This window comes from Ideonella lacteola, from assembly GCF_038066555.1.
Taxonomy (GTDB): Bacteria; Pseudomonadota; Gammaproteobacteria; order Burkholderiales; family Burkholderiaceae_C; genus Ideonella; species Ideonella lacteola.
In genome coordinates this window covers 59,439-84,013 of the sequence record NZ_JBBUTG010000009.1, presented here as the reverse complement: position 1 = coordinate 84,013, position 24,575 = coordinate 59,439, and the positions used below count along the sequence as shown (strand labels likewise).

The 24,575-nt window shown below is 67.9% G+C and carries 22 protein-coding genes; 7 read left to right on the top strand and 15 right to left on the bottom strand.

Annotated features, from left to right (window positions below; all coding sequences use genetic code 11):
• The first annotated feature begins 1 nt into the window (after position 1).
• Positions 2-1,108: an S-(hydroxymethyl)glutathione dehydrogenase/class III alcohol dehydrogenase gene (locus AACH06_RS14990; RefSeq protein ID WP_341426545.1), complete on the top strand. Its 1,107-nt coding sequence runs from the start codon at positions 2-4 to the stop codon at positions 1,106-1,108.
• Complete coding sequence (gene fghA, locus AACH06_RS14985; RefSeq protein WP_341426544.1) at positions 1,108-1,971, top strand: S-formylglutathione hydrolase; 864 nt, start codon at positions 1,108-1,110, stop codon at positions 1,969-1,971. The genes AACH06_RS14990 and fghA overlap by 1 nt, the downstream gene beginning before the upstream one ends.
• Positions 1,972-2,009: 38 nt before the next feature.
• On the opposite strand, the gene AACH06_RS14980 is transcribed toward fghA, so the two are convergent.
• Positions 2,010-3,521, bottom strand: a complete 1,512-nt coding sequence (locus AACH06_RS14980; protein ID WP_341426543.1) for a carotenoid oxygenase family protein — start codon at positions 3,519-3,521, stop codon at positions 2,010-2,012.
• A gap of 62 nt (positions 3,522-3,583) precedes the next feature.
• Positions 3,584-3,994, bottom strand: coding sequence for a DUF2141 domain-containing protein (locus tag AACH06_RS14975; protein WP_341426542.1), 411 nt, complete (start codon positions 3,992-3,994; stop codon positions 3,584-3,586).
• A 236-nt stretch (positions 3,995-4,230) separates the two neighbouring features.
• Here AACH06_RS14975 and AACH06_RS14970 point away from each other — a divergent pair, with 236 nt between their 5' ends.
• A complete protein-coding gene (locus AACH06_RS14970) occupies positions 4,231-5,001 on the top strand; it encodes an SDR family oxidoreductase (RefSeq protein ID WP_341426541.1) in 771 nt (256 codons plus the stop codon).
• A gap of 53 nt (positions 5,002-5,054) precedes the next feature.
• Here AACH06_RS14970 and AACH06_RS14965 read toward each other — a convergent pair whose 3' ends face one another.
• Positions 5,055-5,606: a DUF3224 domain-containing protein gene (locus tag AACH06_RS14965; protein ID WP_341426540.1), complete on the bottom strand. Its 552-nt coding sequence runs from the start codon at positions 5,604-5,606 to the stop codon at positions 5,055-5,057.
• Between the two features lie 67 nt (positions 5,607-5,673).
• On the opposite strand from AACH06_RS14965, the gene AACH06_RS14960 reads away from it, so the two are divergent.
• On the top strand, positions 5,674-6,471 hold the full coding sequence (locus tag AACH06_RS14960) for a helix-turn-helix domain-containing protein (protein ID WP_341426539.1): 798 nt from the start codon (positions 5,674-5,676) through the stop codon (positions 6,469-6,471).
• Positions 6,472-6,492: 21 nt separating this feature from the next.
• On the opposite strand, the gene AACH06_RS14955 is transcribed toward AACH06_RS14960, so the two are convergent.
• From AACH06_RS14955 to AACH06_RS14940, 4 genes are all read right to left on the bottom strand, one after another.
• Positions 6,493-7,617: an ABC transporter substrate-binding protein gene (locus tag AACH06_RS14955; protein WP_341426538.1), complete on the bottom strand. Its 1,125-nt coding sequence runs from the start codon at positions 7,615-7,617 to the stop codon at positions 6,493-6,495.
• Between the two features lie 325 nt (positions 7,618-7,942).
• Positions 7,943-8,146: a hypothetical protein gene (locus AACH06_RS14950; protein ID WP_341426537.1), complete on the bottom strand. Its 204-nt coding sequence runs from the start codon at positions 8,144-8,146 to the stop codon at positions 7,943-7,945.
• 281 nt (positions 8,147-8,427) lie between these two features.
• Positions 8,428-8,634: a hypothetical protein gene (locus tag AACH06_RS14945; protein WP_341426536.1), complete on the bottom strand. Its 207-nt coding sequence runs from the start codon at positions 8,632-8,634 to the stop codon at positions 8,428-8,430.
• Between the two features lie 204 nt (positions 8,635-8,838).
• Complete coding sequence (locus AACH06_RS14940; protein WP_341426535.1) at positions 8,839-9,807, bottom strand: ProQ/FINO family protein; 969 nt, start codon at positions 9,805-9,807, stop codon at positions 8,839-8,841.
• Between the two features lie 253 nt (positions 9,808-10,060).
• Here AACH06_RS14940 and AACH06_RS14935 point away from each other — a divergent pair, with 253 nt between their 5' ends.
• Positions 10,061-13,009, top strand: a complete 2,949-nt coding sequence (locus tag AACH06_RS14935; protein WP_341426534.1) for an adenosylcobalamin-dependent ribonucleoside-diphosphate reductase — start codon at positions 10,061-10,063, stop codon at positions 13,007-13,009.
• Between the two features lie 51 nt (positions 13,010-13,060).
• On the opposite strand, the gene AACH06_RS14930 is transcribed toward AACH06_RS14935, so the two are convergent.
• Positions 13,061-13,552 carry a GNAT family N-acetyltransferase gene (locus AACH06_RS14930; protein ID WP_341426533.1) on the bottom strand — a complete coding sequence of 164 codons (492 nt, stop codon included), beginning with the start codon at positions 13,550-13,552 and terminating at the stop codon, positions 13,061-13,063.
• Between the two features lie 171 nt (positions 13,553-13,723).
• On the opposite strand from AACH06_RS14930, the gene AACH06_RS14925 reads away from it, so the two are divergent.
• The gene (locus AACH06_RS14925) at positions 13,724-14,218 is read left to right on the top strand and encodes a hypothetical protein (RefSeq protein WP_341426532.1); all 495 of its coding nucleotides are present in this window, start codon (positions 13,724-13,726) and stop codon (positions 14,216-14,218) included.
• A 32-nt stretch (positions 14,219-14,250) separates the two neighbouring features.
• Here the strand turns inward: AACH06_RS14925 and AACH06_RS14920 are convergent, their stop codons facing one another.
• From AACH06_RS14920 to ilvA, 7 genes are all read right to left on the bottom strand, one after another.
• Positions 14,251-14,676: a hypothetical protein gene (locus AACH06_RS14920; RefSeq protein ID WP_341426531.1), complete on the bottom strand. Its 426-nt coding sequence runs from the start codon at positions 14,674-14,676 to the stop codon at positions 14,251-14,253.
• 19 nt (positions 14,677-14,695) lie between these two features.
• A complete protein-coding gene (locus AACH06_RS14915) occupies positions 14,696-16,615 on the bottom strand; it encodes a multicopper oxidase family protein (RefSeq protein ID WP_341426530.1) in 1,920 nt (639 codons plus the stop codon).
• 225 nt (positions 16,616-16,840) lie between these two features.
• Complete coding sequence (locus AACH06_RS14910) at positions 16,841-17,158, bottom strand: hypothetical protein (RefSeq protein WP_341426529.1); 318 nt, start codon at positions 17,156-17,158, stop codon at positions 16,841-16,843.
• 9 nt (positions 17,159-17,167) lie between these two features.
• The gene (locus AACH06_RS14905) at positions 17,168-19,945 is read right to left on the bottom strand and encodes a protein kinase domain-containing protein (protein ID WP_341426528.1); all 2,778 of its coding nucleotides are present in this window, start codon (positions 19,943-19,945) and stop codon (positions 17,168-17,170) included.
• Positions 19,946-19,960: 15 nt separating this feature from the next.
• The gene (locus AACH06_RS14900) at positions 19,961-20,515 is read right to left on the bottom strand and encodes an ECF-type sigma factor (RefSeq protein WP_341426527.1); all 555 of its coding nucleotides are present in this window, start codon (positions 20,513-20,515) and stop codon (positions 19,961-19,963) included.
• Between the two features lie 341 nt (positions 20,516-20,856).
• Entirely contained in the window at positions 20,857-22,032 is a 1,176-nt protein-coding gene (locus AACH06_RS14895) for a tetratricopeptide repeat protein (RefSeq protein ID WP_341426526.1), read from the bottom strand.
• 181 nt (positions 22,033-22,213) lie between these two features.
• On the bottom strand, positions 22,214-23,800 hold the full coding sequence (gene ilvA / locus AACH06_RS14890; protein WP_341426525.1) for a threonine ammonia-lyase, biosynthetic: 1,587 nt from the start codon (positions 23,798-23,800) through the stop codon (positions 22,214-22,216).
• 342 nt (positions 23,801-24,142) lie between these two features.
• Here ilvA and AACH06_RS14885 point away from each other — a divergent pair, with 342 nt between their 5' ends.
• Complete coding sequence (locus AACH06_RS14885; protein ID WP_341426524.1) at positions 24,143-24,565, top strand: OsmC family protein; 423 nt, start codon at positions 24,143-24,145, stop codon at positions 24,563-24,565.
• Positions 24,566-24,575 lie beyond the last annotated feature (10 nt).

The following is a 24,575-nucleotide window of genomic DNA, read 5'->3' as shown; positions in this document are numbered from 1 at the left end:
GATGAAGACCCGCGCAGCCGTGGCCTGGAAGGCCGGCGCCCCCTTGACGATCGAAGAGGTCGACCTGCAAGGCCCTCGCGACGGTGAGGTGCTGGTCGAGGTGAAGGCCACCGGCATCTGCCACACCGATCACTACACCCTCTCTGGCGCCGACCCCGAGGGCCTGTTCCCGGCCATCCTCGGCCACGAAGGGGCCGGCGTGGTGCTGGAGGTGGGGCGCGACGTCACCTGGCTGAAGCCCGGGGACCACGTCATTCCGCTCTACACGCCCGAATGCCGTCAGTGCAAGTTCTGCCTGTCACGCAAGACGAACCTGTGCCAGGCGATTCGCGCCACCCAGGGCAAGGGCCTGATGCCTGACGGCAGCAGCCGCTTCTCGCTCAATGGCCAGCCCATCCTGCACTACATGGGCACCTCGACCTTTGCCAACCACATCGTGGTGCCCGGTATCGCGCTGGCCAAGATCCGGCCGGATGCACCGTTCGACAAGGTCTGCTACATCGGCTGCGGTGTCACCACGGGCGTGGGCGCGGTGCTGTTCACCGCGAAGGTGGAGGCCGGAGCGAATGTCGTGGTCTTCGGCCTGGGCGGCATCGGGCTGAACGTCATCCAGGGCGCCAAGATGGTCGGGGCCGACAAGATCATCGGCGTGGACATCAACCCCGCCCGCGAGGCGATGGCCCGTCAGTTCGGCGCCACCCACTTTGTGAACCCGAAGGAAGTGCCCAACATCGTCGATGCCATCGTGCAACTGACCGACGGCGGTGCCGACTACAGCTTCGAGTGCATCGGCAACACCCAGGTGATGCGCCAGGCGCTGGAGTGCACCCACAAGGGCTGGGGCCGCAGCATCATCATCGGCGTGGCGGAGGCCGGCGCCGAGATCTCGACGCGGCCCTTCCAGCTGGTCACCGGACGCAAGTGGGAGGGGTCGGCCTTTGGCGGCGCACGGGGCCGCACCGATGTGCCCAAGATCGTCGATTGGTACATGGAGGGCAAGCTGAACATCGATTCGCTCATCACCCACAAGCTGCCGCTGGAGCGCATCAACGAGGGCTTCGAGCTGATGGAGCGCGGCGAGTCCATCCGCACCGTGGTGGAGTTCTGATGGCGACGCTCGACGCGCTGGAGCTGCTCAGCGAGCATGGCTGCTTCGGAGGCGTGCAGCGCTTCTATCGGCATGCCTCTCGCGAGATCGGCCTGCCGATGCGGTTTGCGCTGTACCTGCCGCCTCAGGCGCTGGCGAGCCAGGAAGTGCCGCTGCTCACCTTCCTGGCCGGGCTCACCTGCACCGAGGAAACCTTCACCATGAAGGCAGGCGCCCAGCGCCTGGCCGCCACGCTGGGGCTGGCGCTGCTGATGCCCGACACCAGCCCGCGGGGCGCGCAGGTGGCCGGTGAGGCCGATGCGTGGGATTTCGGCGTGGGGGCAGGCTTCTACCTCGATGCCACCCAGGCGCCGTGGGCTGCGCACTGGCGCATGGAAAGCTACCTGCTCGATGAGCTGCTGCCGGGGATGGGGCCGCTGGGTGCCATCGATGGCCAGCGCCTGGGCCTGTTCGGGCACTCGATGGGTGGCCATGGCGCGTTGACGCTGGCGCTGCGGCACCCGGGGCGCTTTCGCAGCCTGTCGGCGCTGGCGCCGATCTGCGCGCCGACGCGCTGCCCCTGGGGCCGCAAGGCCTTCACCGGCTATTTGGGTGCGGATGAAGCAGCGTGGCCGGCGCACGACGCCAGCGCCTTGATGGCCGGGCAACCTTCAGCGCCTTACCCCGGCGGCATCCTGGTCGACCAGGGCCTGGCCGACAAGTTTCTGGCCGACCAGTTGCACCCTGAGGCGTTCGAATCGGCGTGCGCCGCCGTGGGCCAACCGCTGACCCTGCGGCGACATGCCGGCTACGACCACGGCTACTACTTCATCGCGACCGTCATCGACGACCACCTGCACCACCACGCCGCGCAGCTGGCCTGATGCGCCTGACGAGACCGTGGCGAGACCGTCCGGGGCCGTCAAGCCGCGACGAACTGGCCGTGAAAGGCATGGGGCACCGCATAGGGCAGGCGGGCCACCGCCACCGGCCCATCCGACAGGTGCTCGGCGTTGAACACCGTGGCAAAGCTGCTGCGCCAGCGCAGGTCGTAGCCGGCGCCGACGAGCCAGCCCTCGCCCTCACGTGCGCTGCCGGGGCGTGGCACGAAGACGTGTTCTTCCACCACCGCTTCGGGCCCGAACGTGAAGGCGTCGCGCTGCCCGCTCTCGCGGTCCAGCCGCAGCACCGAGTCGTGCCCGAAGCGCTTCTCGTGCCCCGGCGTCAGCGCCGCCGGGTAGAACACCTGACGATGCCGTTGCCCCACCACGCGGGGATCGACCCGCGGGAACTCGAGGGTGTCCGCCCCTTGGGCCACACGGTGATCGCCCGTGCGCAGGTTCAGCCGCAACAACGCGGCTTGTGAGGGCGTGCCGGGTCGGTGGTCGCCATGGGCGATGGCGCGCAGGCGTTGCTCGCCGATCGGCGCGTCGGACGAGCGCACGTAGTCCACCGTGAGCAGGTCGCCGTCGTCCCAGCCATTGGCGAAGTGGAACACCATCTCGGCGGGCAGCTCGAAGACCCGCCGGCGCTCGAAGTCGGCCTTGTCGATCACCAGCACACGGGTGGTCACGGCCTGGCCGGGGGCCTTCCAGCGCATGGCCTCGGCGAAGCTCGTGTCACCGCGGCGCACCGCCTGCATGTCCAACGTCAAGGGGGGCAACAGGAAGACGAGGTAGCGCTGGGTGACAACGAAGTCGTGCACCATCGCGCAAGGCGGCATCTCGAACACCGCGTGCCGCCGCAGCGCCCCTTCGGCCGACAGCTGGTAGAGCACCATCTTGCCGCCGGCCGAGCCGAAGTTCCAGATGGTCCCGTCGGGCTCGATCTTCGGGTGGGCGGAAAACGGCATCCCGGCGAGCTCGTCCGACCATGTCACCAGCCCTCGCGTGGCCAGAGTGTCTCGATCCATTGCGAACGCGGAGCCGCCTTCCCACAGCGCCAGCAGGCGGTCTGGCAACGGCAACACGCTGGTGTTGGCGGCGTTCAGGTCATCGGCGCTGCGGATCGGGCGCTGCGGTGCGATGGCGGTGCCAAAGGCCGGCAGCAGGAAGCGGCCAGCCTGCTGCTCGGCGACGAACTTGGGCGTTTGCACGAAGCGCGCCCGGTGAGACACCCGGCCGTCGCCGCCGAAGCGCCAGGCCTGCACCAGCCCATCGCCATCGAACCAGTGGCGATAGCGCTGGCCGGCGCGTTCGAACAGCGCCGGACCGTTGCGATACAGCGTGCCGCGCAGGCCCTCGGGCCAGTGGCCTTCGACGGTGACGGCCTCGCAGGCCAGATCCTGCCCTTGCAGCCCCCGGATCGGTTGCAGCGCGGGATGCTGGCCGAAGTCAGCCGGGGGTTGCCAGACGTTGGCAGCGCGGGCCCCGGAGAACAGCGAGAGGGTGCTCAGCGCAGCCGCGGAGGTGCGCAGGAAGTGTCGGCGTTGCATGGTGGGCTTTCGGTGTGACGGTGGGCGAGTGGGGCCGCTGCCTCAAGGCAGGTCAGGGCAGGTCAAGGCAGGTGGATGACCGTGCGGGTGTCGCCCCGCACGTCGAGCCGGGCCTTATCGAAGCGCGGGGGCCCAAAGGCGCCAGAGGCATCGTTCGAGAACGCGTAGGGCTCAGTGGGGATGCCGATGGCATTGCGGTCCAGCTGGCCATTGGCATTGCGGTCGATGAACAGCGAGACGCCGTACACGCCGTCGGGCAGGTCCGTCACCTGCACGGTCATCGTGCCGGCGGTGGCGGCCTGCCGAACACTGTGCGCGGGCTGTTTGAGCCAGGTGCCCTCGGTGTCGAACACCGCGACCATCAGCTCGCCCGGGGCCGAGACGTTCTGGACTTCGACAGTGAGGGTGGCGGCACCGGCTGAGGCGGCCACGCCGGCGGCGAGAGAAATCAAGGAGAGAAGGCGAGGTGTCATGGCTGAGGGGCGGTGGTGGGTGAGTCGGTGAATCGCGGCGCGCAGGGCGCGTCGTTGGGGTGATGCTCGGCCGAGGCTGCGCCCTCTGCCACCGTGCTGCGACGGCCGGGTGCCGGCGGGCGCGAGCGGTGCCCCCGCCGGCGCGAATGGCAGGCGGTGACGTTCGTACGGGGCCTCACCGGGTGCGGCGTGGCAGACTGGGTGTCCTTCGAACAGGCCACACGCCGGAGCCCCCCATGTCGGACGCCTCTTCTTCGCCCTCACGCATTGCGCTGGTCACCGGTGCCGGCAGTGGCATTGGTCGTGCGTGCGCACTGGGCCTGCTGGCCGACGGCTGGACGGTGGTGCTCAGCGGTCGTCGGATGGAGGCGCTGCAGTCGGTGGTGGCGGACGCCGGCGCGGCAGGCGAGCGGGCTTGGGCGGCCCCGTGTGATGTGACGGACGCCGATGCGGTGGCGCAGCTCTTCAACCAGATTCGTGATCGGCACGGCCGCCTCGATCTGCTGTTCAACAACGCCGGCGTCTTCACGGCCGGGGTGCCAATCGATGAGTTGCCCGTGTCAGCGTGGCGCAGCGCGGTCGACACCAACCTGACGGGCGCATTTCTCTGCACCCGTGAAGCGTTCCGGCTGATGAAGACCCAGTCGCCGCGCGGCGGACGCATCATCAACAACGGATCGATCTCGGCCCACACCCCGCGGCCGAATTCGGTGGCCTACACCGCCACCAAGCACGCGATGAGCGGGCTGACCAAATCCTGCGCACTGGATGGCCGGGCCTTTGACATTGCGGTCGGCCAGATCGACATCGGCAACGCAGCCACCGACATGACCACCGCGATGGCCCAGGGCATGCCGCAGGCCGATGGCAGCCGGCGGGCCGAGGCCCGCATGGACGTGCAACACGTGGCCGACACGGTGGTGCACATGGCGTCGCTGCCGCTCAGCGCCAACGTGCTGTTCACCACCATCCTCGCCACCGGCATGCCGTTCGTCGGGCGGGGCTGAGCCCGGCGGCGGCCACCGGTATGCGTGGACGCGCGGGAGTGCCGGTCAAGCTGTCAGTTGAACTGGTAGTTCAACGTGTAGTGGTGAACGCCCGATTCGATGCGCAACAGCAGCTCGCCCTGGATACCGGCCAGCTCGCCGGTTCCCGATCCGGGCACGATCAGGATGCGCACCTCTTGCCCACCGGCATGCATGACGCCCAGATGGGCCAACGCCAGGCCGCCACTGCGCCCATGCAAGGTGCCGACGAACGACTCCAGCGCGGTGTAGGCCGCTTCGCCCGCCTGCGGCTGGCCCGCGAAGACCATCTCTCCGAGTGCAGATCCCTGCAGGTCACCACGGTAGGTCTTGTCCAGCCGGCGACGCCCGATGGCCGGCGCGTCGGCGGGGGTGACCATCGGCTCAGGCGGGCCGATCTTCACCTCGAACTGGCCGGTGGCGGTGGGCGGGTTGGTCGGCGCGGTGGAGGGGGCTGGGGTGTTGGCGTTGCTGGGGGTGGCGTTCACGGCAGGCGTTCCAATGAGGCAAGGCGACACCGCGAGCGCGGCGGTGGCGCGCAGCATGCGGCGCCGCGTGCGGGCTCGGGTGAAGGTTGAGGCGGGCATGGGCGGATCTTGGCAGCATCGCGACGCCTCGGATTGCAGAAAGCCGACACTGGACCTGGGCCTCACGATGACCCGCCGGGCACTGTTGCAGCCGCAATGGGTGGGTGAGCGGTTCCGGCTTCAGCGGTTGCCGGTGAGCGAGGCGCTCTCACCCTGGCTGGACATCCATTGGATCGTCGAGTGGGCGCTGCCCGATGATCAGACGCATGTGCAGCAATTGCTGCCCTACCCGAACGCCAACCTGGCCTTCGAAGCAGGCCAGACCGCGCTGCATGGCATCGCCTCGGGTTTGGCAGAGCGGCGGCTGCAAGAGCGCGGGCGGGTGCATGGCCTGCGTTTCAAGTGCGGTGGCTTGCGCCCCTGGATCGACGAGCCGATGTGGCGATGGCGTGATCGCCAGATGCCGCCGTGGCCGTGCCTTCCACCAGGCATCGACCTGGCGGAGGCTGAACGGCGGGTGCTCCAGGCCGCGACCTTGGAAGAGGCGGTGGCGAATGCGGAGCACTTGCTGCTCGCGGCGAGGCCGCCGATCGACCCTTGGGTGGATCGGCTGGATGCGGCGGTGCGCGAGGTGCAGGCCGACAGCCGCATCACCCGTGCCGCCGCGCTGCAAGAGCGCCTGGGCCTGAGCGAACGGGCGCTGCAGCGTTGCTTTGCCAACTACGTGGGCGTCACGCCGAAGTGGGTGATCCAGCGCGCCCGCATCCACGATGCCCTGCTGGCCCTGTCTTCTGGGGGCGAGGCGCCACCACTGGCCGATCTGGCGCTTCAGCTGGGCTTCTTCGACCAAGCCCACTTCAGCCGCTGCTTCAAGCAGCACACGGGGCAAACGCCGCAGCAGTACGCCGCGGCCACCCGACGCTGAGGGAGGCCCGGTGTCAGTGGCTCAGGTACCGGCCTTGCGACGGATGACTGACGCCTTCTTCGCGTCGTCGGCGTAGACGAACTGCAGGGCGCCGTTGCGCCAGGTGGCCAGCCAGACCATGTTCATCGTGAACGCGTCGTGATCCTGGGCGCTGAACGGGCGATCGTGTGTCGTCACCACGCCCGGATAGGGCTGGTCCAGGTTCTCCAGCGCGGCCTTCAGCGCGCGGCCTTTGGTGTCACCCTTGGTCTGGAACACGGCCCTGAGCATCAGGTGCACCGCATCGTAGGTTTGCGCCGCGGCCATCAGCGAGGTCATCGGCTGGTCGCCGGCGTGCCGCTTGAGGCGGGCGATGAACGACATGCGCCGCTCGTTGGACAGGTCCGGCACGATGGACTGGACCATCATCGCGCCCTCGGCTGCGCCGTTGGATTTGTCCCAGACGGTCTTCAGCGACATCGGCCACGGGCCCAGCAGCGGCCCATTGAAGTGCGCAGCCTGTCGGGCGCTGGCGATGGTCGCCAGCTCGGGCCCCACGCTGTAGGCGATGATCGCTTCCGCGCCGGCCGCCTGCGCGGACTTGACCTCGTCCACCAACGACGCCACGCCGAGATCGAAGCGGGTGATCTGCACGGGCTGCAGGCCCTGCGCTGAGAGGAACTGCTTGAGGTCGTTCAGGCCCCCTTCGCCGTAGGCGGTGCGGTCGGCGAACAGGGCCACGCGCTTGAGCTTGCGCCGCTGCGCCACTTCGTGCACCAGGAAGTCCGCCTGCACCGTGTCGCGGGGCGATAGGCGGAACACGAAGCTGTCCTGCGGCGCATAGGTGGCGGTGACGGCGGAACCGGTGGCCACCGGCACCATCAGCAGGTGCTGGTGCGTCTGGAACACATCCAACGATTTCAGGGCGACGCCGGTGTTGCAGAAGCCGACGGTGAAATCGACCTTCTCATTCAGCACCAGGTCTTCTGCCGCACGCCGGCCCTCATCGGGCTTCGCCTGGTCGTCGCGAGCGACGAGCACCAGCGGTCGGCCCATGTAGCCGCCCACTTCGTTGATCTCTTTCACCGCCAGCTCGGCGCCCAGCCGCGCGCTGTTGCCGAAGTCTCCGGATCCCCCACTGAGCGGGCAGATAAAACCGACCTTCAAGGGTGGGGGCGCGGCGGTCGCTGAGCCGGCCGCGCAGGCGACAACGGCGGCAACGAGACGGACTCGGCGGGCAATCAAGCGGCAAGGCGACATGGCGTAGGGCCCGGCAAGGGCGTGGTACTGCTGAGGTCGGCGAGGCTAGGTCGGCGAAGCTGAACGCTAGCTTGAATCGCCGGTGCGCTTCGGGTCAGCCCGAGGCTGTGGAACCGCATCCACGTGACGCAGCGCACGGCAGCTCATGCGCGCTCAGCCCATGCAAAAGGGCCCCGAAGGGCCCTTCCTGCCTGGAGACCGATCCGCAGTGCGCCGGCTGGCGCCGCGGCGTTCAAGGCAATGGCTTGGCGGTGACCAGCACGTAGTTGTCGGCCGGCGTGGCCAGGTCTTGCGCAACCAGCGCGTCCGAGTAGTGCTCGTCCGCCAAGTGGGCCAACCCTCCGATGGCTCCCAGCGTGACCACTGCGGCGAGGGCCAGGGCCACGGCGCGCAGGACAGGAGGGGCGGCGGCAAGGCGTTGCTTCAGCGTGGGCATGGTGGGCTCCTTCGCGTGGGCGGCGCCGCGGTCTGCGACACCGCTGCGAAAGACTGTAGTCCTGCGCATGCAGAAGTGCCAGCCCCGCATCAAGACGATGTGTGCAATAGGGGCGCTGCTTGTCACCGATCCGACATCCGGTGCAGCGAGTGCGCGGCCAAAAAAAATGGGCCCGCGAAGGGCCCCCAAGAGGAGTGGAACGGAAATCAAGAGCGAAGCATCTGAGGGCCGCTGGCCCGTGGCGAGATGCCCGCGCAACGCGCGGCCCGAAGGCCGTCGGATCAGGCGGCGGGACGCTTGGCGGTGATCACCACCACCTGCGTGGGGGCGTTGTCGGATTGGGCCAGCCAGGCTTCGTCGTACTGGCGATCGGCGACGTGGTCGAGGCCTGCCATCAAGCCCAGCGACAGAGCCAGCGCCAGGCCTGCGGCCACGCGGCGGACGGTGGATTCATGGGCGGCGAAACGAAGGGTGCTGGGCTGGCTCATGTTCGGCTCCGGGTGCAAAGGCGTTGTCGATGGGTTGCACTGTAGGCAGTGCCCGATCCAACGACCACGCCGATGCGACCAGCCGACGGCGCCGCGCGATGAACTGCGTGCGCGGCGGATGAGCGGTGAGTGGCCCAAAGGTGGTGAGGCCAACTGGCCAGGCCCAGGCCTGGCGCGAAGGCGCGCCGCGTGGCGGGGAGCCGCTCAGCGGGCGGGCCGGGGCGGGCGCGGACCGCGCTCGCCGCGCGGTGCGCCTTGGCGCTGGCCGTCTTGCGGACCCCGCGGGCCACGCGGGCTGGGTGCTGCGCCCGCAGGGCCTTGGGGGCCGCGGGGATCGGGCCGGTGTTCAGCGCGGGCGCCGCCTCGTTCATGGCCTGCGTGGGGCGGGCGGCGATCCGGCCTCGGGCCGCGCCCATCCGGGCGGCCACCCGGATGGAAGTGCGCCGGGCGCTGCCGGGCGAACTCTTCGGCTTCCTGGCGAGCCTGCGCCAGCACCGCGTCCAGGGCCTCGGGCGCGATGCCCTTGAGCGCGCAGAAGTTGTCCTTGGTCAAGGTCGTCGTTTCAAAGGCGCGCAACAGTTGGGCGCGCTCACGACGCTGGTCTTCCTCGGCCTGACGGCGGCTTTCCTGCGTTTGCCGGCGACGCGCCAGTTCGTCGGCTGCGGCCTGACGATGCTCGGCACTGATCTCGCCGGCAGGCTGGCCGTCGAGGTCGAATCGATGCGGAGCCCGAGTGAGGGCAATCAGATAGCCGGTGCCGCCGGTGTAGCGGCGCAAGAAGCCCGACAGTGAAGCCTTGGTGAACACGCCGGGGGCGCGTGTCTGGATGTCGGCCTGGATGCGCAGCTTGATCGGCTTGGCAGGGCCAGTGAAAAGCGCCGGGAACATCGACTTGAGCTTTTCTGCGCACGCGGCCGGCGACAAGGGCTCGCCGCCTTGGGGAGACGATGAGGCTGGCGACGTGACGGAAGCCGCTTCGGTGGATGCCGATGCCTCGGCCACCACCTCGGTGGGCGCAGATGCCTCCACCGCCGCGGACGGCTCGGCCGAGGCCACCGGGGCATCGGGTGTCACCGCGTTGTCGGGCGTCGTGGGCGCCGTGGGCGGCACGGCGGTGGGCTCGGGCGACGTGGCGCCTGCGGTGTCGGACGTCGGAAGGTCGTTGGCGGTCATGGCGCGCGGTGCGGTGAAAGTCCGGGCCCGTGCCGGGCCCTTGGCAAAGAAAGACAAGAGGCGCGATTGTGCCCCGCCCGGGCACGGCCGGCGCGCCTCAAGTCATGCCCACTCGGCATGCGAGCGCGGCTGCTGCATCGAGCCGACAAGCCCCCCTTGCGGGCTCAGGATTCGGCTGCACGGAGCCGGCGATGGGCGCATGATCCGTACTGTTCAAATTTACAGTTTTGCGCCCGTCAGTGGCGCTGCCTTTATGACTTCTGTCCGCCGTACCTCGACAGCCTCGATTCCTCCTGGCCGCCCCCATCCTCGCGCCTCGCTTCCGGCGCAACCCATCAGTGCGGAGGTGCTGGCCGAGAAGTACGCCAAGGGGGCTGAGCAGACGCTGGACGATGTGCGGCAGCGTGTGGCGCGCGCCTTGGCGGTGGCCGAACAGGCGCCGCAGCGCGCCGCCTGGGAGCAGAAGTTCCTGGAGGCCCAACGTCGGGGCTTCGTGCCGGCCGGCCGCATCAACTCGGCAGCGGGGACCGACCTGACCGCCACGCTGATCAACTGCTTTGTTCAGCCTGTCGGGGATTCGATCGCCCAGGTGGAAGACGGCTTCCCGGGCATCTACACCGCGCTCACCGAGGCCGCCGAGACGATGCGGCGCGGCGGTGGCGTGGGCTACGACTTTTCGCGCATCCGCCCGCATGGGGCGTGGGTGGGCTCGACACAGTCCAGTGCGTCCGGCCCGGTCAGCTACATGCGGGTCTTCGACCGCTCCTGCGAAACCGTGGAGTCGGCCGGCGCGCGGCGCGGGGCGCAGATGGCAGTGCTGCGCTGTGACCACCCTGACATCGAAGCTTTCATCCAGGCGAAGGACCAGGGCGACCTGCGCAACTTCAACATCTCCGTGGGTGTGACGGATGAATTCATCCAGGCGATGCTGGCCGGTGGCGACATCGAGCTGGTCCACAAGGCCGAGCCGGGCGCGGCGCAGAAGGCGGCTGGCGCCTATCGACGCGCCGATGGGCTCTGGGTCTATCGGCGGCTGGCCGCGGCCAAGCTGTGGGACAAGATCATGCGGTCGACCTACGACCATGCCGAACCCGGGGTGCTTTTCCTCGACCGCATCAACAACGACAACAACCTCGGCTATTGCGAATCGATTGCTGCCACGAACCCCTGTGCAGAGCAGCCGCTGCCTTCCTACGGGTGCTGCTGCCTGGGCTCGATCGACCTCACGCATTTCGTGTTGTCACCGTTCGAAGCGGGGGCCGCGTTCGACGATGCGGGCTTCGCCGACGTGGTGAAGGTGGCGGTGCGCATGCTCGACAACGTGCTCGACGTCACGGTCTGGCCACTGCCGCAACAGGCGGAGGAGGCCCGCAACAAGCGTCGCATCGGCCTGGGCTTCACCGGTTTGGGCGACGCGCTGATCATGCTGGGCTTGCGCTACGACGCGGCCGAGGCACGCGACATGGCGCGCCGGATCAGCGAAACGATGCGCGATGCGGCCTACCGTGCCAGCGCCGAGCTGGCCACCGAGCGCGGCGCCTTTCCGCTGTTCAATGCCGACCTGTATCTGTCTGGTGGCTCGTTCGCGTCGCGTTTGCCGAACGAGGTGAAAGAGCGCATTCGCGCCCAAGGGTTGCGCAACTCACACCTGCTGTCGATCGCGCCCACCGGCACCATCAGCCTCGCGTTCGCGGACAACGCGAGCAACGGCATCGAGCCGCCTTTTTCGTGGACGTACACGCGCAAGAAACGCATGCCGGATGGCAGCTTCAAGGAATACGCGGTCGAGGATCACGCCTGGCGGCTGTACCGCTACATGAAGGGGCCCGATGCGCCGCTCACCGAGGCTTTCGTCACCGCCCTCGAGATGAGTGCCGAAGCGCATGCATTGATGGTGGCGGCGGTGGCGCCTTGCATCGACACCTCGATCAGCAAGACGGTGAACGTACCGGCCGACTATCCGTATGCCGACTTCCAGGACCTGTACCTCACGGCCTGGCGCAACGGCTTGAAGGGCCTGGCCACCTACCGGCCGAATGCGGTGCTGGGCTCCGTGCTCAGCGTGGACACGCCAGCGGCAGCGGAGGCCACGCCGCCTCCGCTGTCGACCGATCACGCCAACCAGCGCCTCACGCTGGACAAGCTGCCCGCTCCGGTGCTGACCTCTTTGCGCTGGCCCGGGCGGCCGGAGTTGAAGGCCGGCAACCCCGCGTGGAGTTACCTCATCCAGCATCCGCACGGCGATTTCTCGCTCTTCGTGGGTGAGCTGCCAGCCGAGGCGGGGCCGGGGACCGGACTGTTCGGGACCACGCTGCCCTTCGAGGTGTGGGTCAACGGCGCCGAGCAGCCGCGCGGGCTCGGGGCCCTGGCCAAGACGCTGTCGATGGACATGCGGGCGAACGACCCCCAGTGGCTCAAGCTGAAGCTCGATGCCCTGGCCACGGTGGCGGAAGAGCGGTCGTTCGAGATGCCGTTCCCGCCCCAGGGCGAGAAGCGAATGTTCCCCGGCGTGGTGGCTGCCACGGCGAGCGTGATCCGCTGGCGTTGCGAGCAACTGGGCGCCCTGGCCGAGGGAGGCCCGACGCCCGTGCTCGATGCGATGTTCAGCCGTGACGAGCCGCGCACCAGCACCTCGGGCACGCTGGCCTGGGCGGTCGATGTGGACAACCCCGCGACCGGCGAATCATTCACGCTGACGCTCAAGGAGGTGTCGCTGGCCACGCGTGATCCGCAGGTCTCGGCGGCCGGCCTGGTGACCCGGCCTTGCGCACTGGGCTTCTCGGGCAACTACCCGAAGGCGTTCGACGGCCTGGCGCGATTGCTGTCGCTGGACATGCGGGTGATCGATCCCGCCTGGATCGGGATGAAGCTGCGCAAGCTGCTGAATGTCGGTGAACCGCTCGGGCACTTCATGGCGCCCGTTCCAGGCCAGCGCCGGCAGCAGGTCTGGCCCAGCACGGTGGCCTACGTGGCGCGGCTCATCATTCACCGCTACGCCATGCTGAGCGTGCTCGATGAAGAGGGCTTCCCCTTGCATGCCATGGGCATCCTCGAATCGCCGACGCCCAAGGCCGCCTCGGCAGCCGCGGTGGCGCCGGTGATGGCCGGGCGCCCGTGTCCTGAGTGCGGCAACGCCACCTTGATCCACAAGGACGGCTGCGACTTCTGCACCGCCTGCGGCTACGTGGGCCAGTGCGGTTGAAACCGGTGGCGGGGGGCGCGGCGCGTCGTTTGACGACGACGCACCCTCACCTCAAGCCAGCGGCTTGGCGAGGCAGGCGCACTCAGGGCGGGTGACGTACGAGCCAAAAGGCTCGCAGACCGTGAACCCTCGCGATCGGTAAAAGCCGATCGCACCTTCGTTGGCCCAGCGGGTGGAGAGCTTCAGTTCACGGTAGCCCATCGCACGGGCCTGCGATTCAAGAAAGTCCAGCACCGCCGCGCCGATTCCGCGCCCCGGTTGGCTCGCGTGCATCCGCTTGACCTCGCCGCAGCCTTCGTGGCCGGGCAGGGGCCGAACGGCGCCACAACCCGCCGCCACCCCTTGGCTGTCATAGGCCACGGCGAACACCGAGCCAGCGGGCAGGGGGCCTGCGAAGCCGGCTTTGCCGTCGCTGCCATAGCGCGCCAACAGCACGGCTGACAGTTGCTCTTGCATCGCCAGGGCGTCTGGTTCGTCGTGGCGGGTGGCGCGAACGTCCCATCGTTCAACGGGGCGGGCTGGGGATGCGGCAGACAGCTTCATCGGTGCGCAGGTTCACAGGCGAGGCTTGCCGCACCAACCAAAACGTGGGGGGCGGCGGAGTCACCGAGTAGACCATGCGGGGGGGACCTGAAAGAATCCCCAGGGCCCGGGCCAGCAGCGTCGCTGCGGAGCACCGGTTTTTGAAGCCAATCCATTCGAGGAGGGATTCCCGTGAAGCGATTCGACACCATTCGCCATGTCGCCTGCGCCGCTCTGGCGGCCGCGTCCTGGGCCGCCGTGGCCAGCGATGCGGTGCAGCCCACAGCGCTGCCCACCCCGGTCGGCCCGCTGAAGCTGACCAAGACCTACATCGACGCCGGCACCATGAGCGGTGCGTCGCTGCCGTCGTCGACCTTCGTCACCGTGGGCACCCCCGTCGAGGTGAATTGCACGGTGACCACTGGCTGCACGGTGTCGGCTTCGCTGGAGGCGCAAATCCGCCAGGTGGGCGCGAACTCGGCGTCCTTGTGCTTTTATGTGGACGGCGCCTCGGTGACCTGCCCGTCGAACGACCGCATGAGCGCGACCACCGGCTTCAAGGTGATGAGCCACCTCTCGACGGCCAAGATCATCACCGGCACCCACACGCTGGAAATGCGCGCTTACAGCGAACTGCCCAACCAGCTGTACCGCTACCAGGCCGAATACCGCATCTTCAACAAGTGAGAGCGGGCGTGCGCTGGCGCCTTCGGTGGGCGTCAGCGTGCGGTCGTGGCGGGGAAGCCGCCGGATGAGGCGCTGGACGAGCCGCCGGGGGCGTGCTTGTTCGGCTGGCGGGTCATGCACAGGCCCGAGAGCAGCGTCCATGCCCCTTGGCCTTGAATCTGCGGCACCAGCGTGACGATGTCCGAATAAAGGCGACCCTCAGGCTCGCGCTGGCGGACGAATTCGATCTGGCAGGCCGCGCCAACGATGCCGCTCAAGGGTTGGCAGCGAGCCGACTGGATCACCAGGTCGTCCGCATGTTCGCCCGCCGGTGGCTTGCCGCGCGTGGCCAGGTAGGCGGCCTCGTAGGCCGCCTGGATCTGCGTGACCTCCGGCAGTGAGGCGGTGGCGACGGCCGGGGCTGCAGCGGCCACAGCGAGCCCCCAGCACGCCGCCCTCAGCGCGCGTTTGGCGCCCATGCCCTGCCTGCGCGCCATGTCACTTCGCGGCGCGGATCCGGATGCGGGCCATCATGCCTTCGTCGCTGTGTTCGCCGATGTGGCAGTGGTAGGCGAAATCGCCAGCCACGGTGAACGGGATCTCCAGCAAGATCGGGTGGACGGTGCACTTGCCGGCGCGCCAGTCGGCCACCGATTCGCAGTCGCCATCGGCGTGCGGGATGGGCACGCTGTCGTGCAGCACGCCGCCGCGATGCTCAACGACGTGGCCGCTGACGCGGTCGCGCGAGAGCAGGCTGAACTTGGTTTGGTGCACGTGGAAGTTGTGGTTCTCCGCCGCGATGTTCACGATTTCCCAACGCTCGGTGGCGGGCGTGTTGCCGGCGCCCAGCGGGATGCACAGCGTGGGCTTGTCGGCGTTGAAAGGCTCGATGTCGAGGAAGGTGCCTGGAACCGGCTGATCATTTTCATCGAGCTCTTCATAGCCCAGACCGAAGGCCACCGACCCACCGGGGGTGAAGCCCATGAAGATGCGGCGCTTGTGGCCGGCGGCCAGTGGCAGGCAATCGGCCTCGGCACGGAAGCTCGTGTTGGCGTTGTTCAGCTCGGCGCTGATGCGACGCGGATCGCGCATCTCGGCTTGCGCATCGCCCGTCACGGTGAGCACCTGCGGAGCGTTGGCAGCGGGCGTGCCGCGGAAGCTCACACTGGCCAGATCCACCGAGGGCCAGGTGTCGCCGGCCGGGCCTGTCTGCACGTCGGCGGTGTAGAGCGTGGCGCTGGCGTTGGGGCCCGCCGGGGCCAGGCGGCCCTTCGCATCGCGGTGGGCCACCCAGAGCTCCACGCGCGAGCTGGGCATCATCATCACGCGGCTTGCGCAGATCGGCTTGTGCGCCAGCTTGCCCGGAATGTCGGCAGGGCAGGGCACGGCGGTGATGCGGGCGCCGCTCATGCTGCGCACTTCGTTGGCACTGGCGTCGCCGTCGGGCTCGACGGCGATACCGTCGACCGACAGCACCTGCATCACCATGTCCTTCCCGGTGGCGTTGTCACGCAGCCCGAGGTCGTAGGTGACGGTGGCGGAGCCGGTGGTGATGCGCCAGATTTCGCCGTTGCCCTGGTGCACCGGGATGTGCGGATAGCCTTGGCCGTTCACACTGAAATACCACTTGCCGCCGCCTGTGGGGCGGCCATGCAGGCCGGCGCATTGGCCTTCGCGCGGCTCTTCATCGGCGCCGCGGTGCTTCTTGCAGAAGACCGGGTACTGCTCGGTGATCATCCGGCCATTCTTCAGCACCTGTGTGTCCTTGAGCAGCAGGTGGCGCACCGGCAGCGTCTTGAGGAAATCACTGCAGGCGGCGTTCTTGCAAAGGTAGTCGCTCGGGTCACCGATGGTGATGACGCCGGACATGCCTGAGCTCAGCTGGTTCAAGGTCAGGCCGTGAATGTGGCCGTGCAGCCAGTACAGACCCGACGGGTGGCTCTTCGGGATCTTGATTTCGTAGTCGGTGAAGCCGAGCCGCGTGTCACCATGCACCACATCGTCGTCGCCCGGCAAGGTGTTGGCCGGGTTCAAGGTCATCACGAAGACGTTGTCGCCGTACGAGGGATTCGACTTTGTCGGATAGCGCGGTGAGACGATCAGCCCGTGCGTGTGCAGGTTGGTGGGGTTGCCGCGCAGGTAGTGGTGACCAGGTTCCGAGGCGTGCTCGGAATCGAGCACTTCGGGCAGCTTGTTCACCAGCCGCATCTTCAGCGTGTCGCCGGGCTGCAGCTGCAGCCGTGTGCCGCCGTACAGGTTGGTGCCCTCCGGCTTGGGTGGGCAAGTGTCGCTGCCGTCCGTGGGGCGCGCGCAGATGTCGTACACCCAGCCATCGGGCTTCAGGGTGCCGAGTGTGGTGATCTTTTCACCGCGTGCCACCACCAGCACGTCGAGCACACCCTGGCTGCTCTGGAGCACGGGCAGCTCCTGGATCGGGGAGGCCCCTGCAGTGGCGCAAAGCACCATGCAAGCGGGCATGAAAAAGGCCTGTCGCAGCAGGCCAGCAATCAACGGAGAGCGCATTGGTTTCTCGATCCAGCGGCGGCTTGGGGATGGCTCGCATTCGAGCACAGCACCGGCGTGCCGCCAACCGCGAAACCTGGGGGGAGCCGCCCGGAAAGCCTCGTGGCGGCTCAACAATTCTCAACGACCGTTCTCGATCGTCGGGTCGACGCTGAGGCTCTCGCCGTTGCTGTCGTTGACGAGGTGGACGGTGTACTTGTAGTGCTTGTTGTCGCTGTTTGCGTCGAACAGGTTCACCAGGATCGACGATGCCGTGACGGAAGGGTTCGGAAACTGCGAGCCAGGGTTCGACACGACCACTGCCGCGTTGCTGCGGAACGAGTAGCCGGTGGTCAGCAGGTTGAAGACGATGTTCACGTTCGAGCCGCTGATCGGCACCGGGTCCGGCGTGCAACTGATCATGCCGGTGGTGCTCACGCTGACATTGACGGTATTCATGGAGAGGCCTCATGGATGTTTGTCGCTGGCGGCGCCCTCGCCGCTCGCCAGCCGCCGTTGCAAATCGGCAAGTTCGGGGTGCCGATACGCCGAGCCGGCCACGCGCGCGGCGAGCGCGCGGGCTTCGGTGTGTTGGCCCAGGCGCCACAGCGCGTGGGCTCGCAGGGTGGCAGCGGCCGGGTGACCCCCGCTGGCGGCCGATCGCAGGCGATCGGCGGCAGATTGCCAGGGGGCCCGGGCTGCCGCCGCGCCGTTGTCGGCCTGCAGGGCGTCGCCCCAGGCGAGCTCGGCGGTGGCGGCGAGCAGGCTGAGATCCGTGTCGAGCAACACGCCTTGGGCCTCGGCCTGCCGCAACACGCCGAGGTAAGCGTCGAGGGCAGGGCGCAGGGCGTCGGGCGGATCGCCTGCCATCCACCGCAGCCGCAACGCCTGGCCCTGCTGCGCCAATCGCCAGGTGGTGCGGACGCGGGCGTTGGCGAGCAGGCGCACGTTGTCGGCTTCGGCCCGGTCCAGGGCCTGGCGCGCGACCACGCGGTCCCCTTGGGCCCAGGCGGCTTCGGCCAGTGCCAGTCTGGCGAGCGTCGCCTGGCTTTGCCAATCCATGTTGTTCGAATCCACCGCGAGCAGCGTGTCGAAGAGGGCCAGCGCATCTCGCGCAGAAGTGACCGCCTGTTCGGCATGGCCGAGGGCCAGGTGCATGCGGCCTTGCTCATGCAGCGCATTGGCCATCAGCCGTTGGGCTCGACGGTCGCTGTCCGCCCCCGGCAGGGTCTGCAGGGTGGCGAGTTTCGTCTGCTGCGCCGTCAGCGCGGCGACGAGTTCGCCGCTGGCCTCCTGGGCTTTGCCGATCCAGCCTTCGCTGTTGGCTTGGTCAAACACCAGCTCGTTGCGTTCGGGTGCCTCGCTGCGGAAGGTGTTGCGCGCCGCGATGAAGGCGGCCAGCGCCAGCTTCGGCCGTGCGCGTTCGAGCTGCAGCACGCCGAGGTTCTGGTTGGCGTAGGCCTGTTCGATGCGCCAATCGAGACGTCCGGGATCGAGCCGGACCAACTGGTCGGCGATGTCGAGATAGCCCTTGAAGGCCTTTTCGGCCTCATCCACCTGACGACGCTGGCGTGCGACGAAGCCCACCCAGTACAGGCTTTGGGAATGGTCGAACAGCCGCTGGCCGTCCCGTGGGTAGCGCTGGACCAGCTCGGCGGTGCTGTCGGCGGCTTGCTGAAAGATGCGGCTGGCCTCGTCCAGATCGCCACGCTCATCGGCGATTTCGCCGATCAGGTGAAGGGCTCGCGCGCGGCGGCCGAGCGACTCGGCGTCGAGCCGGTCAGCGTCCTGTTCGGCGTAGTAGGCCAGGGCATGGCCGCCCACCGCGTCCAGTGCGTCGAGCCGGCCCACGGGTTGCAGCTTCTTGCGCAGGTCCCCCAGCATGAACTCGATCAGGCCCTCGGCCTGAACCTGCTGCCGGCGGGCCTCCCGCGCTTCGTGGATGGCGATGGCCGCGGCCGCCACCACCGCGGCCGCCAGCGCCGTGCTGGTCACCACGCCTGTCCGGTGACGCCGAACGAACTTGCTGAGGACATACGCGGCGGTTTCTCGCCGTGCGGAGATCGGCTCGTGCGCCAGGTGCCGTTTGAGGTCGTCGGCGAGCGCCTGCGCGTTGGGGTAGCGCTCGCCAGGCAGCTTCTTCAGCGCATGCGCGACGATGGTGTCCAGATCGCCCCGCAGCGCCCGCGCCTGTTTCAACGCGTCGGGCCCAGCGCTGCGCATCACCGTGTCGGACAGGCGGCGGGGCGGCTGTTCGAGCGTCGCACGCATCTGGTCCACGGCAGCCGTGCTGGTCGTGGGCGTGGGGTGGCTGCCCGTCAGCAGCACATACAGCAGCACGCCCAGCGAGTACACATCGGTCGCCGTCGTGACCTCCCCGTTCTGGAGCTGCTCTGGCGCCGCGTACTGGACAGTGAAGGCACGGCCGAGGCGCTGTGTCAGCTCGGTGGCCGCGGGCGGCGCACCGATCGTGGGGCCCACTTGTGCGTCACGCATCAGCTTGGCGATGCCGAAGTCGAGCAGCTTCACTTCTCCGGCGGCTGTGACCAAGATGTTGCTGGGCTTGATGTCACGGTGCAGGATCAGGCGCGTGTGGGCATGGGCCACCGCGGCGAGCACATCCAGGAACAGCGTCAGGCGTTCGACCAGACCAAGGCCGTGCCGGTCGCAGTGCTGGTCGATCGGGATGCCGTCGACATACTCCAGCACCAGATAGGGCTGCGAGCCACCGGGCCTCTTGGGTCCCTCGGTGGGCACATGGATGCCGGCGTCGATCAACCGGGCGATGTTGGGGTGCGCCAACCTGGCCAGGATGCGGCCTTCGCGGGAGAAGCGTTCGGCGTCCGCCCGCGGCACGAGACCGGCATGCAGGAACTTGATAGCCACCTGGCCATCGAAGCGACCGTCGGTGCGGCGGGCCAGCCAGACGCTGCCCATGCCTCCTTGGCCCAGCTCCCGCTCGATGGTGTAGGCACCGACCGTTTCGCCCTCGAGTGTGGGTGGGGGCAAGACGGCCGGTGTCTCGAGGAACGCGTTGCGATCAAGCGTTTCCAGGCTCGCCAGCAGTGCTTGCAGATCGTCCGCCAGCGTCGGGTCGGCGGCCCGGAGCGCAGCCAGGCGGCGGGCCCGTTCGGCGGGCGCCAGATCGAGCAGCTCGTCCAGATGCGGGCTGAGTGCTGGCCAGCGGGATTTGTCGACCTTGCGGGGCTCGGCAGGTGCAGGTGTGCTGACGTCGGGTTCGGCCATGGACGCTGCGGGCGGCTACTTGAGGGCCAGCGAGAGAAACAGCCGGGCCTTTTGCCAATCTCGCTGCACGGTGCGCTCGGTGACGCCGAGGCACTCAGCGATCTCGGCTTCGGACAGCCCGCCGAAATAGCGCATCTGCACCACCTGCGCCACTCGGGCGTCGCTGCTGGCCAGCTCGTCGAGCGCTTCGTGCACCCGCAGTACCTCGTCCTCATGCTGCGCGACCGAATCGCCGATGTCGGTGTTCAACGTGACGTGCCAGGCGCCGCCGCCGTGCCGATCGGCCTGGCGCGAGCGCAACAGGTCGATCACGATGTGACGCATCACCTGTGCCGCATAGGCGAGGAAGTGGCGCCGGTCAGCGAACTCGGTGCCTTCACCCTTCAGCAGCCTAAGGTAGGACTCATGCACCAGCGAGGTCGTGTCGAGCAGCGTCACATCGCCCGCCCGGCGCAGCCGGCTGCGGGCCAAGCGCTGCAGGTCGGCGTACAGCAAGCTCACCACCTGGTCGGCAGCCTGACGGTTTCCGTCAGCGGCATCGCGAAGCAGCAGCGTGATGTTGGGGGTCATGCCGTTGTGTTCTGAGGCGACCAGGTCGCGCCAGCGGCCGACTCTAGCCGCGTGTCCGGGCCGCGGCAATTCGGGCCAAGGGGGTGACGTGACGGATTCGCGAACCCAATTTTTTTTCGCGGACGATGTCGGGTTTCGTGTCGGGTTTGCGTATTACCGGGTAGCAAGCCCTCGATGTGTGCAAAGTGGACCGACGGAGGGTCGGCCGCGACATCACTTCACGAAAGGCGCTCAGGGAGCGAGTGTGAGCCGGTCAGCGGTGCTGGCCGGCTCACCCTCCACACGTGAACATGCACGTTGATGGAGTCGGGCCCCGATCGTCGAGTGAGCCTCGGTGAGACTCAGTGCGCGGTCCTGGCCTGGAGCCGGTCCAGCTTGGCGGCGTACAAGTCATGTTCGCCCCGGGTCGTGCTGTTGGCCATCGCCTTCGACAGGTGCTTGCGAGCGGCCTTGGCGTCGCCCAGGCCGTTGTAGGCGACCGCCAGCCAGAAGTGAACCTCGTGATAGTCGGGGTCGCGCGACATCTCCCGTTGCAGCCACACCTTGCCGGCCTCGAAGTCGCCGCGTTGAACGGCTGCCTTGCCCAGGTCGAAGAAATGGAATGGCGGGAAGGCTTCGAGTTGCGCCAGTGCCCGCTTCACCTCATCGGCTTCGGCCTGCCTGCCCTGGCTCACCAGCACCGATGCCAGATCAGCCAGGGCGATGGTGTTTTGTGGTTCTGCGCGCAACGCATGGCGAAAGGCCGCCTCGGCCGGCGCGAGCAGCCCCTTGCGGTGGTAGATCACGCCCAGGGTGATGGGGGCGCTGGCGAACGAGGGGTCCTGCTTCAAGGAGGCGCGAGCCCAGGCGTAGGCCTGGTCCAGATCGCCATGCGCCATGGTTTCGGCGGCGCGGTTGTTCATGTACATCGCCAGCACGCGGTCCTCGGTGATGCGGGTGACCCGGCGGCCCTGAAGGTCTTGCGGCGGCAGGAAGTCGACCGTCAGTTGCGGATCGGTGAAGACGCCGCGGGCCTTGTCCACGGGACGTTGGCTGAGGACCAGATTCACATGGCCCGACGCCAGCAGCAGCGCCTGTCCGCGGGTCCAGCTCTCCTCGACATCGACGGATTGGAAGACCACGGGCAGTTCCAGGTGGCGCGCCAGTGCCGCCGTCATGATGACCAACGACAGGCAGTTGCCAGAGCGAGCCTCAAACGCCTCGCTGGCGGTGCGGGTGACGGCTGAGTCGTATTCCAGGCGCAGCATGTCCCGGTCGTACAGCGCATCGATCAGCCCCTGTTGTCGGCCCTGGCGCCGGATCCGGCGTGCGATGTCGTCGTCCACATAGCGGACCATCGCGGGGCTCATCGCCAGGATCTGCTCCGGGCGCACCGGTTGGGCCGGCGGCGCAAAAGCATCGTCTTGCAGCAGCGGGGCGATGGGCTCCGACGGCGCCTGGGTCACCTGAGCACAACCGACCAGGCCGATGCAGGTGGCGGCGACGATCAGGGCGCGGGCGATCACATGGCGTGGCATGGCACTGCTCCTCAAGACCGGCAAGTGGGCCGCGCCATGACATGCATCGACGGGCCTCGCCGGGCGGTGCAACGCTCGGCAAAGGCGACTGACTCCGGCCGAGCCGCCCTCGCCCCATATTAGGCCTGTGGGCCGCCCTTGTGCAGGGGGCCATCACGGGTGCGCCAGCCCGCCCGCCTGGTCAGCGCAGGAAGAGCTGATAGACCGGGTTGTCGGTCTCGTCGACGCAGGGGTACGCGAGGGTGTCCAGGAAAGCCTTGAAGGCCCTCTTGTCGGCCTTGGGCACCTGGATGCCCACGAGGATGCGCCCATAGTCGGCGCCCTGATTGCGGTAGTGGAACAGGCTGATGTTCCAGCTAGGGTGCATGGCGGCCAGGAAGCGCATCAGCGCGCCCGGTCGCTCGGGAAACTGGAAGCGGTAAAGACGCTCGTCTTTTGCCAGCTCACTGCGGCCGCCCACCATGTGGCGCACATGCTCCTTGGCCAGTTCGTCGTCTGTCAAATTGACGGTGGCAAAGCCGTGCCGGATGAAGTGGCGAGCGATCTTGTCGGCTTCATCGCGCTTGCTGATCGAAATGCCCACGAACACGTGGGCCACCCGGGCATCGGAGATGCGGTAGTTGAACTCGGTGACCGACCGGGGGTGCCCCGGCGTCCCGATCAACTCGCAAAAACGCTTGAAGCTGCCGCGCTCTTCGGGGATGGTGACCGCGAACAGGGCCTCCCGCTGTTCGCCGAACTCTGCCCGCTCGGCCACGAAACGCAGCCGGTCGAAATTCATGTTCGCGCCGCAGGTCACGGCGACAAATGTCTTGCCCTTGGGTTTGTGGGTCTCGACGTACTGCTTCAGGCCGGCCACACCCAGCGCCCCCGAAGGCTCCACGATCGAGCGAGTGTCTTGGAAGACATCCTTCATGGCGGCGCACACCGCATCGGTGTCGACCACCACATAGTCATCGACCAACTCGCGCGTCAGGCGAAAGGTTTCTTCGCCGACCAGTTTCACGGCCGTCCCGTCGGCGAAGAGGCCAACATCCGGCAACTGCACCCGCTTGCCGGCCTTGACCGAGCGCACCATCGCATCCGAATCGGAGGTTTGGACACCGATCACCTTGATCTCGGGGCGGACGGCCTTGATATAGGCCGCCACGCCGGAAATCAGCCCACCGCCACCGATGGCGACGAAGATCGCGTCGATCGGGCCCTGATGCTGGCGCAGGATCTCCATCGCGATCGTGCCTTGCCCCGCGATCACGTCGGGGTCATCGAACGGGTGAACGAATGTCAGGCCCTCGGCCTTCTCGATCTCCAGCGCGTGAAGGTAGGCATCGGAGTAGCTGTCGCCGTGCAGGACGACCTCGCCGCCCAACGCTGCCACCGCATCGACCTTCACCTTCGGCGTGGTGGTGGGCATGACGATCACCGCGCGGCACTTGAGCCGGTGGGCGCCCAAGGCGACCCCCTGGGCGTGGTTGCCGGCCGAGGCGCAGATGACACCGCGGGCCAGCGCTTCGGCCGGCAGGTGCGCCATCTTGTTGTAAGCCCCTCGGAGCTTGAAGCTGAACACCGGTTGGCAGTCTTCACGCTTGAGCAGCACGGCGTTGCCGAGGCGACGGGTCAACGACTTCGCCGGGTCGAGTGGCGTTTCCTTCGCCACGTCGTAGACCTTGGCGGTCAGAATTCGGCGCAGATAGTCGGCGGCGCTGGAGACAGCTGGAACGGTCGTGCGCGCAGCCTGGGCGCGCGACTTACGGGCGGCGCCGGCCATGGCGTCTCCTCCTCATCGACTGGAATGGTGGATGGCGGCCAACGCCAGGGTGGGCGGCCGTGTTGCACCGCCGCATGATATGCGACGCCCCCAAATGCGCTGCAACGGCGCAAGCGCCCAGAAAAAAGCCCGGGACCGTGAGGGCCCGGGCTGAATCCACCGTTGAGGGGTGGAGGAGACAAGCGGCGCAGTGAGTGCTGTTGAAAGCGCTTACTGCATGCGAAGCAGTCTAGCTCGGCTTTTGCTGCACTGCAATATCCCTGGCGTAGAGAGCTGGCTCCAGATGTTGATAATGTCCCGTCATGGCGTGTTTGAGCGCCGATCACACGGGAATCGCGGGCAATGGAATGCACGGTGCATTGGGTGGCAGATGCCGGAATGGCGATGTTGGCTGAGACGGGCAGTGGGCACGTCATCACGATGGACGGCGCTCCGGAGGGGGGCGGGCGCAACCTGGCCCCCCGGCCGATGGAAACCTTGCTGGCCGGTGCCGGAGGCTGCACCGCCTATGACGTGGTCCTGATCTTGAAGCGAGGCCGGCATGAGGTGTCCGGCTGCCAGGTGAAGCTGCAGGCTCAACGCGCCGAGACCGACCCCAAGGTGTTCACGGCCCTGAACATGCATTTCATCGTCAGTGGCAGGGGCCTGCCCGTGGCGGCGGTGGAGCGAGCGGTGGCGCTGTCCCACGAAAAGTATTGCTCGGCCACCGCCATGATCGGCCACACGGCCCAGATCACCACCAGCGTCGAAGTGCGCGAGGCTTGACGGGCCGACT

Bases quoted from the DNA above. Each gene is read 5' to 3' on its own strand.
- AACH06_RS14990 (WP_341426545.1), top strand. From the start codon at position 2: ATGAAGACCCGCGCAGCCGTGGCCTGGAAGGCCGGCGCCCCCTTGACG.
- fghA (WP_341426544.1), top strand. From the start codon at position 1,108: ATGGCGACGCTCGACGCGCTGGAGCTGCTCAGCGAGCATGGCTGCTTC.
- AACH06_RS14980 (WP_341426543.1), bottom strand. From the start codon at position 3,521: ATGCAACGCCGACACTTCCTGCGCACCTCCGCGGCTGCGCTGAGCACC.
- AACH06_RS14975 (WP_341426542.1), bottom strand. From the start codon at position 3,994: ATGACACCTCGCCTTCTCTCCTTGATTTCTCTCGCCGCCGGCGTGGCC.
- AACH06_RS14970 (WP_341426541.1), top strand. From the start codon at position 4,231: ATGTCGGACGCCTCTTCTTCGCCCTCACGCATTGCGCTGGTCACCGGT.
- AACH06_RS14965 (WP_341426540.1), bottom strand. From the start codon at position 5,606: ATGCCCGCCTCAACCTTCACCCGAGCCCGCACGCGGCGCCGCATGCTG.
- AACH06_RS14960 (WP_341426539.1), top strand. From the start codon at position 5,674: ATGACCCGCCGGGCACTGTTGCAGCCGCAATGGGTGGGTGAGCGGTTC.
- AACH06_RS14950 (WP_341426537.1), bottom strand. From the start codon at position 8,146: ATGCCCACGCTGAAGCAACGCCTTGCCGCCGCCCCTCCTGTCCTGCGC.
- AACH06_RS14945 (WP_341426536.1), bottom strand. From the start codon at position 8,634: ATGAGCCAGCCCAGCACCCTTCGTTTCGCCGCCCATGAATCCACCGTC.
- AACH06_RS14940 (WP_341426535.1), bottom strand. From the start codon at position 9,807: ATGACCGCCAACGACCTTCCGACGTCCGACACCGCAGGCGCCACGTCG.
- AACH06_RS14935 (WP_341426534.1), top strand. From the start codon at position 10,061: ATGACTTCTGTCCGCCGTACCTCGACAGCCTCGATTCCTCCTGGCCGC.
- AACH06_RS14930 (WP_341426533.1), bottom strand. From the start codon at position 13,552: ATGAAGCTGTCTGCCGCATCCCCAGCCCGCCCCGTTGAACGATGGGAC.
- AACH06_RS14920 (WP_341426531.1), bottom strand. From the start codon at position 14,676: ATGGGCGCCAAACGCGCGCTGAGGGCGGCGTGCTGGGGGCTCGCTGTG.
- AACH06_RS14910 (WP_341426529.1), bottom strand. From the start codon at position 17,158: ATGAATACCGTCAATGTCAGCGTGAGCACCACCGGCATGATCAGTTGC.
- AACH06_RS14905 (WP_341426528.1), bottom strand. From the start codon at position 19,945: ATGGCCGAACCCGACGTCAGCACACCTGCACCTGCCGAGCCCCGCAAG.
- AACH06_RS14900 (WP_341426527.1), bottom strand. From the start codon at position 20,515: ATGACCCCCAACATCACGCTGCTGCTTCGCGATGCCGCTGACGGAAAC.
- AACH06_RS14895 (WP_341426526.1), bottom strand. From the start codon at position 22,032: ATGCCACGCCATGTGATCGCCCGCGCCCTGATCGTCGCCGCCACCTGC.
- ilvA (WP_341426525.1), bottom strand. From the start codon at position 23,800: ATGGCCGGCGCCGCCCGTAAGTCGCGCGCCCAGGCTGCGCGCACGACC.
- AACH06_RS14885 (WP_341426524.1), top strand. From the start codon at position 24,143: ATGGAATGCACGGTGCATTGGGTGGCAGATGCCGGAATGGCGATGTTG.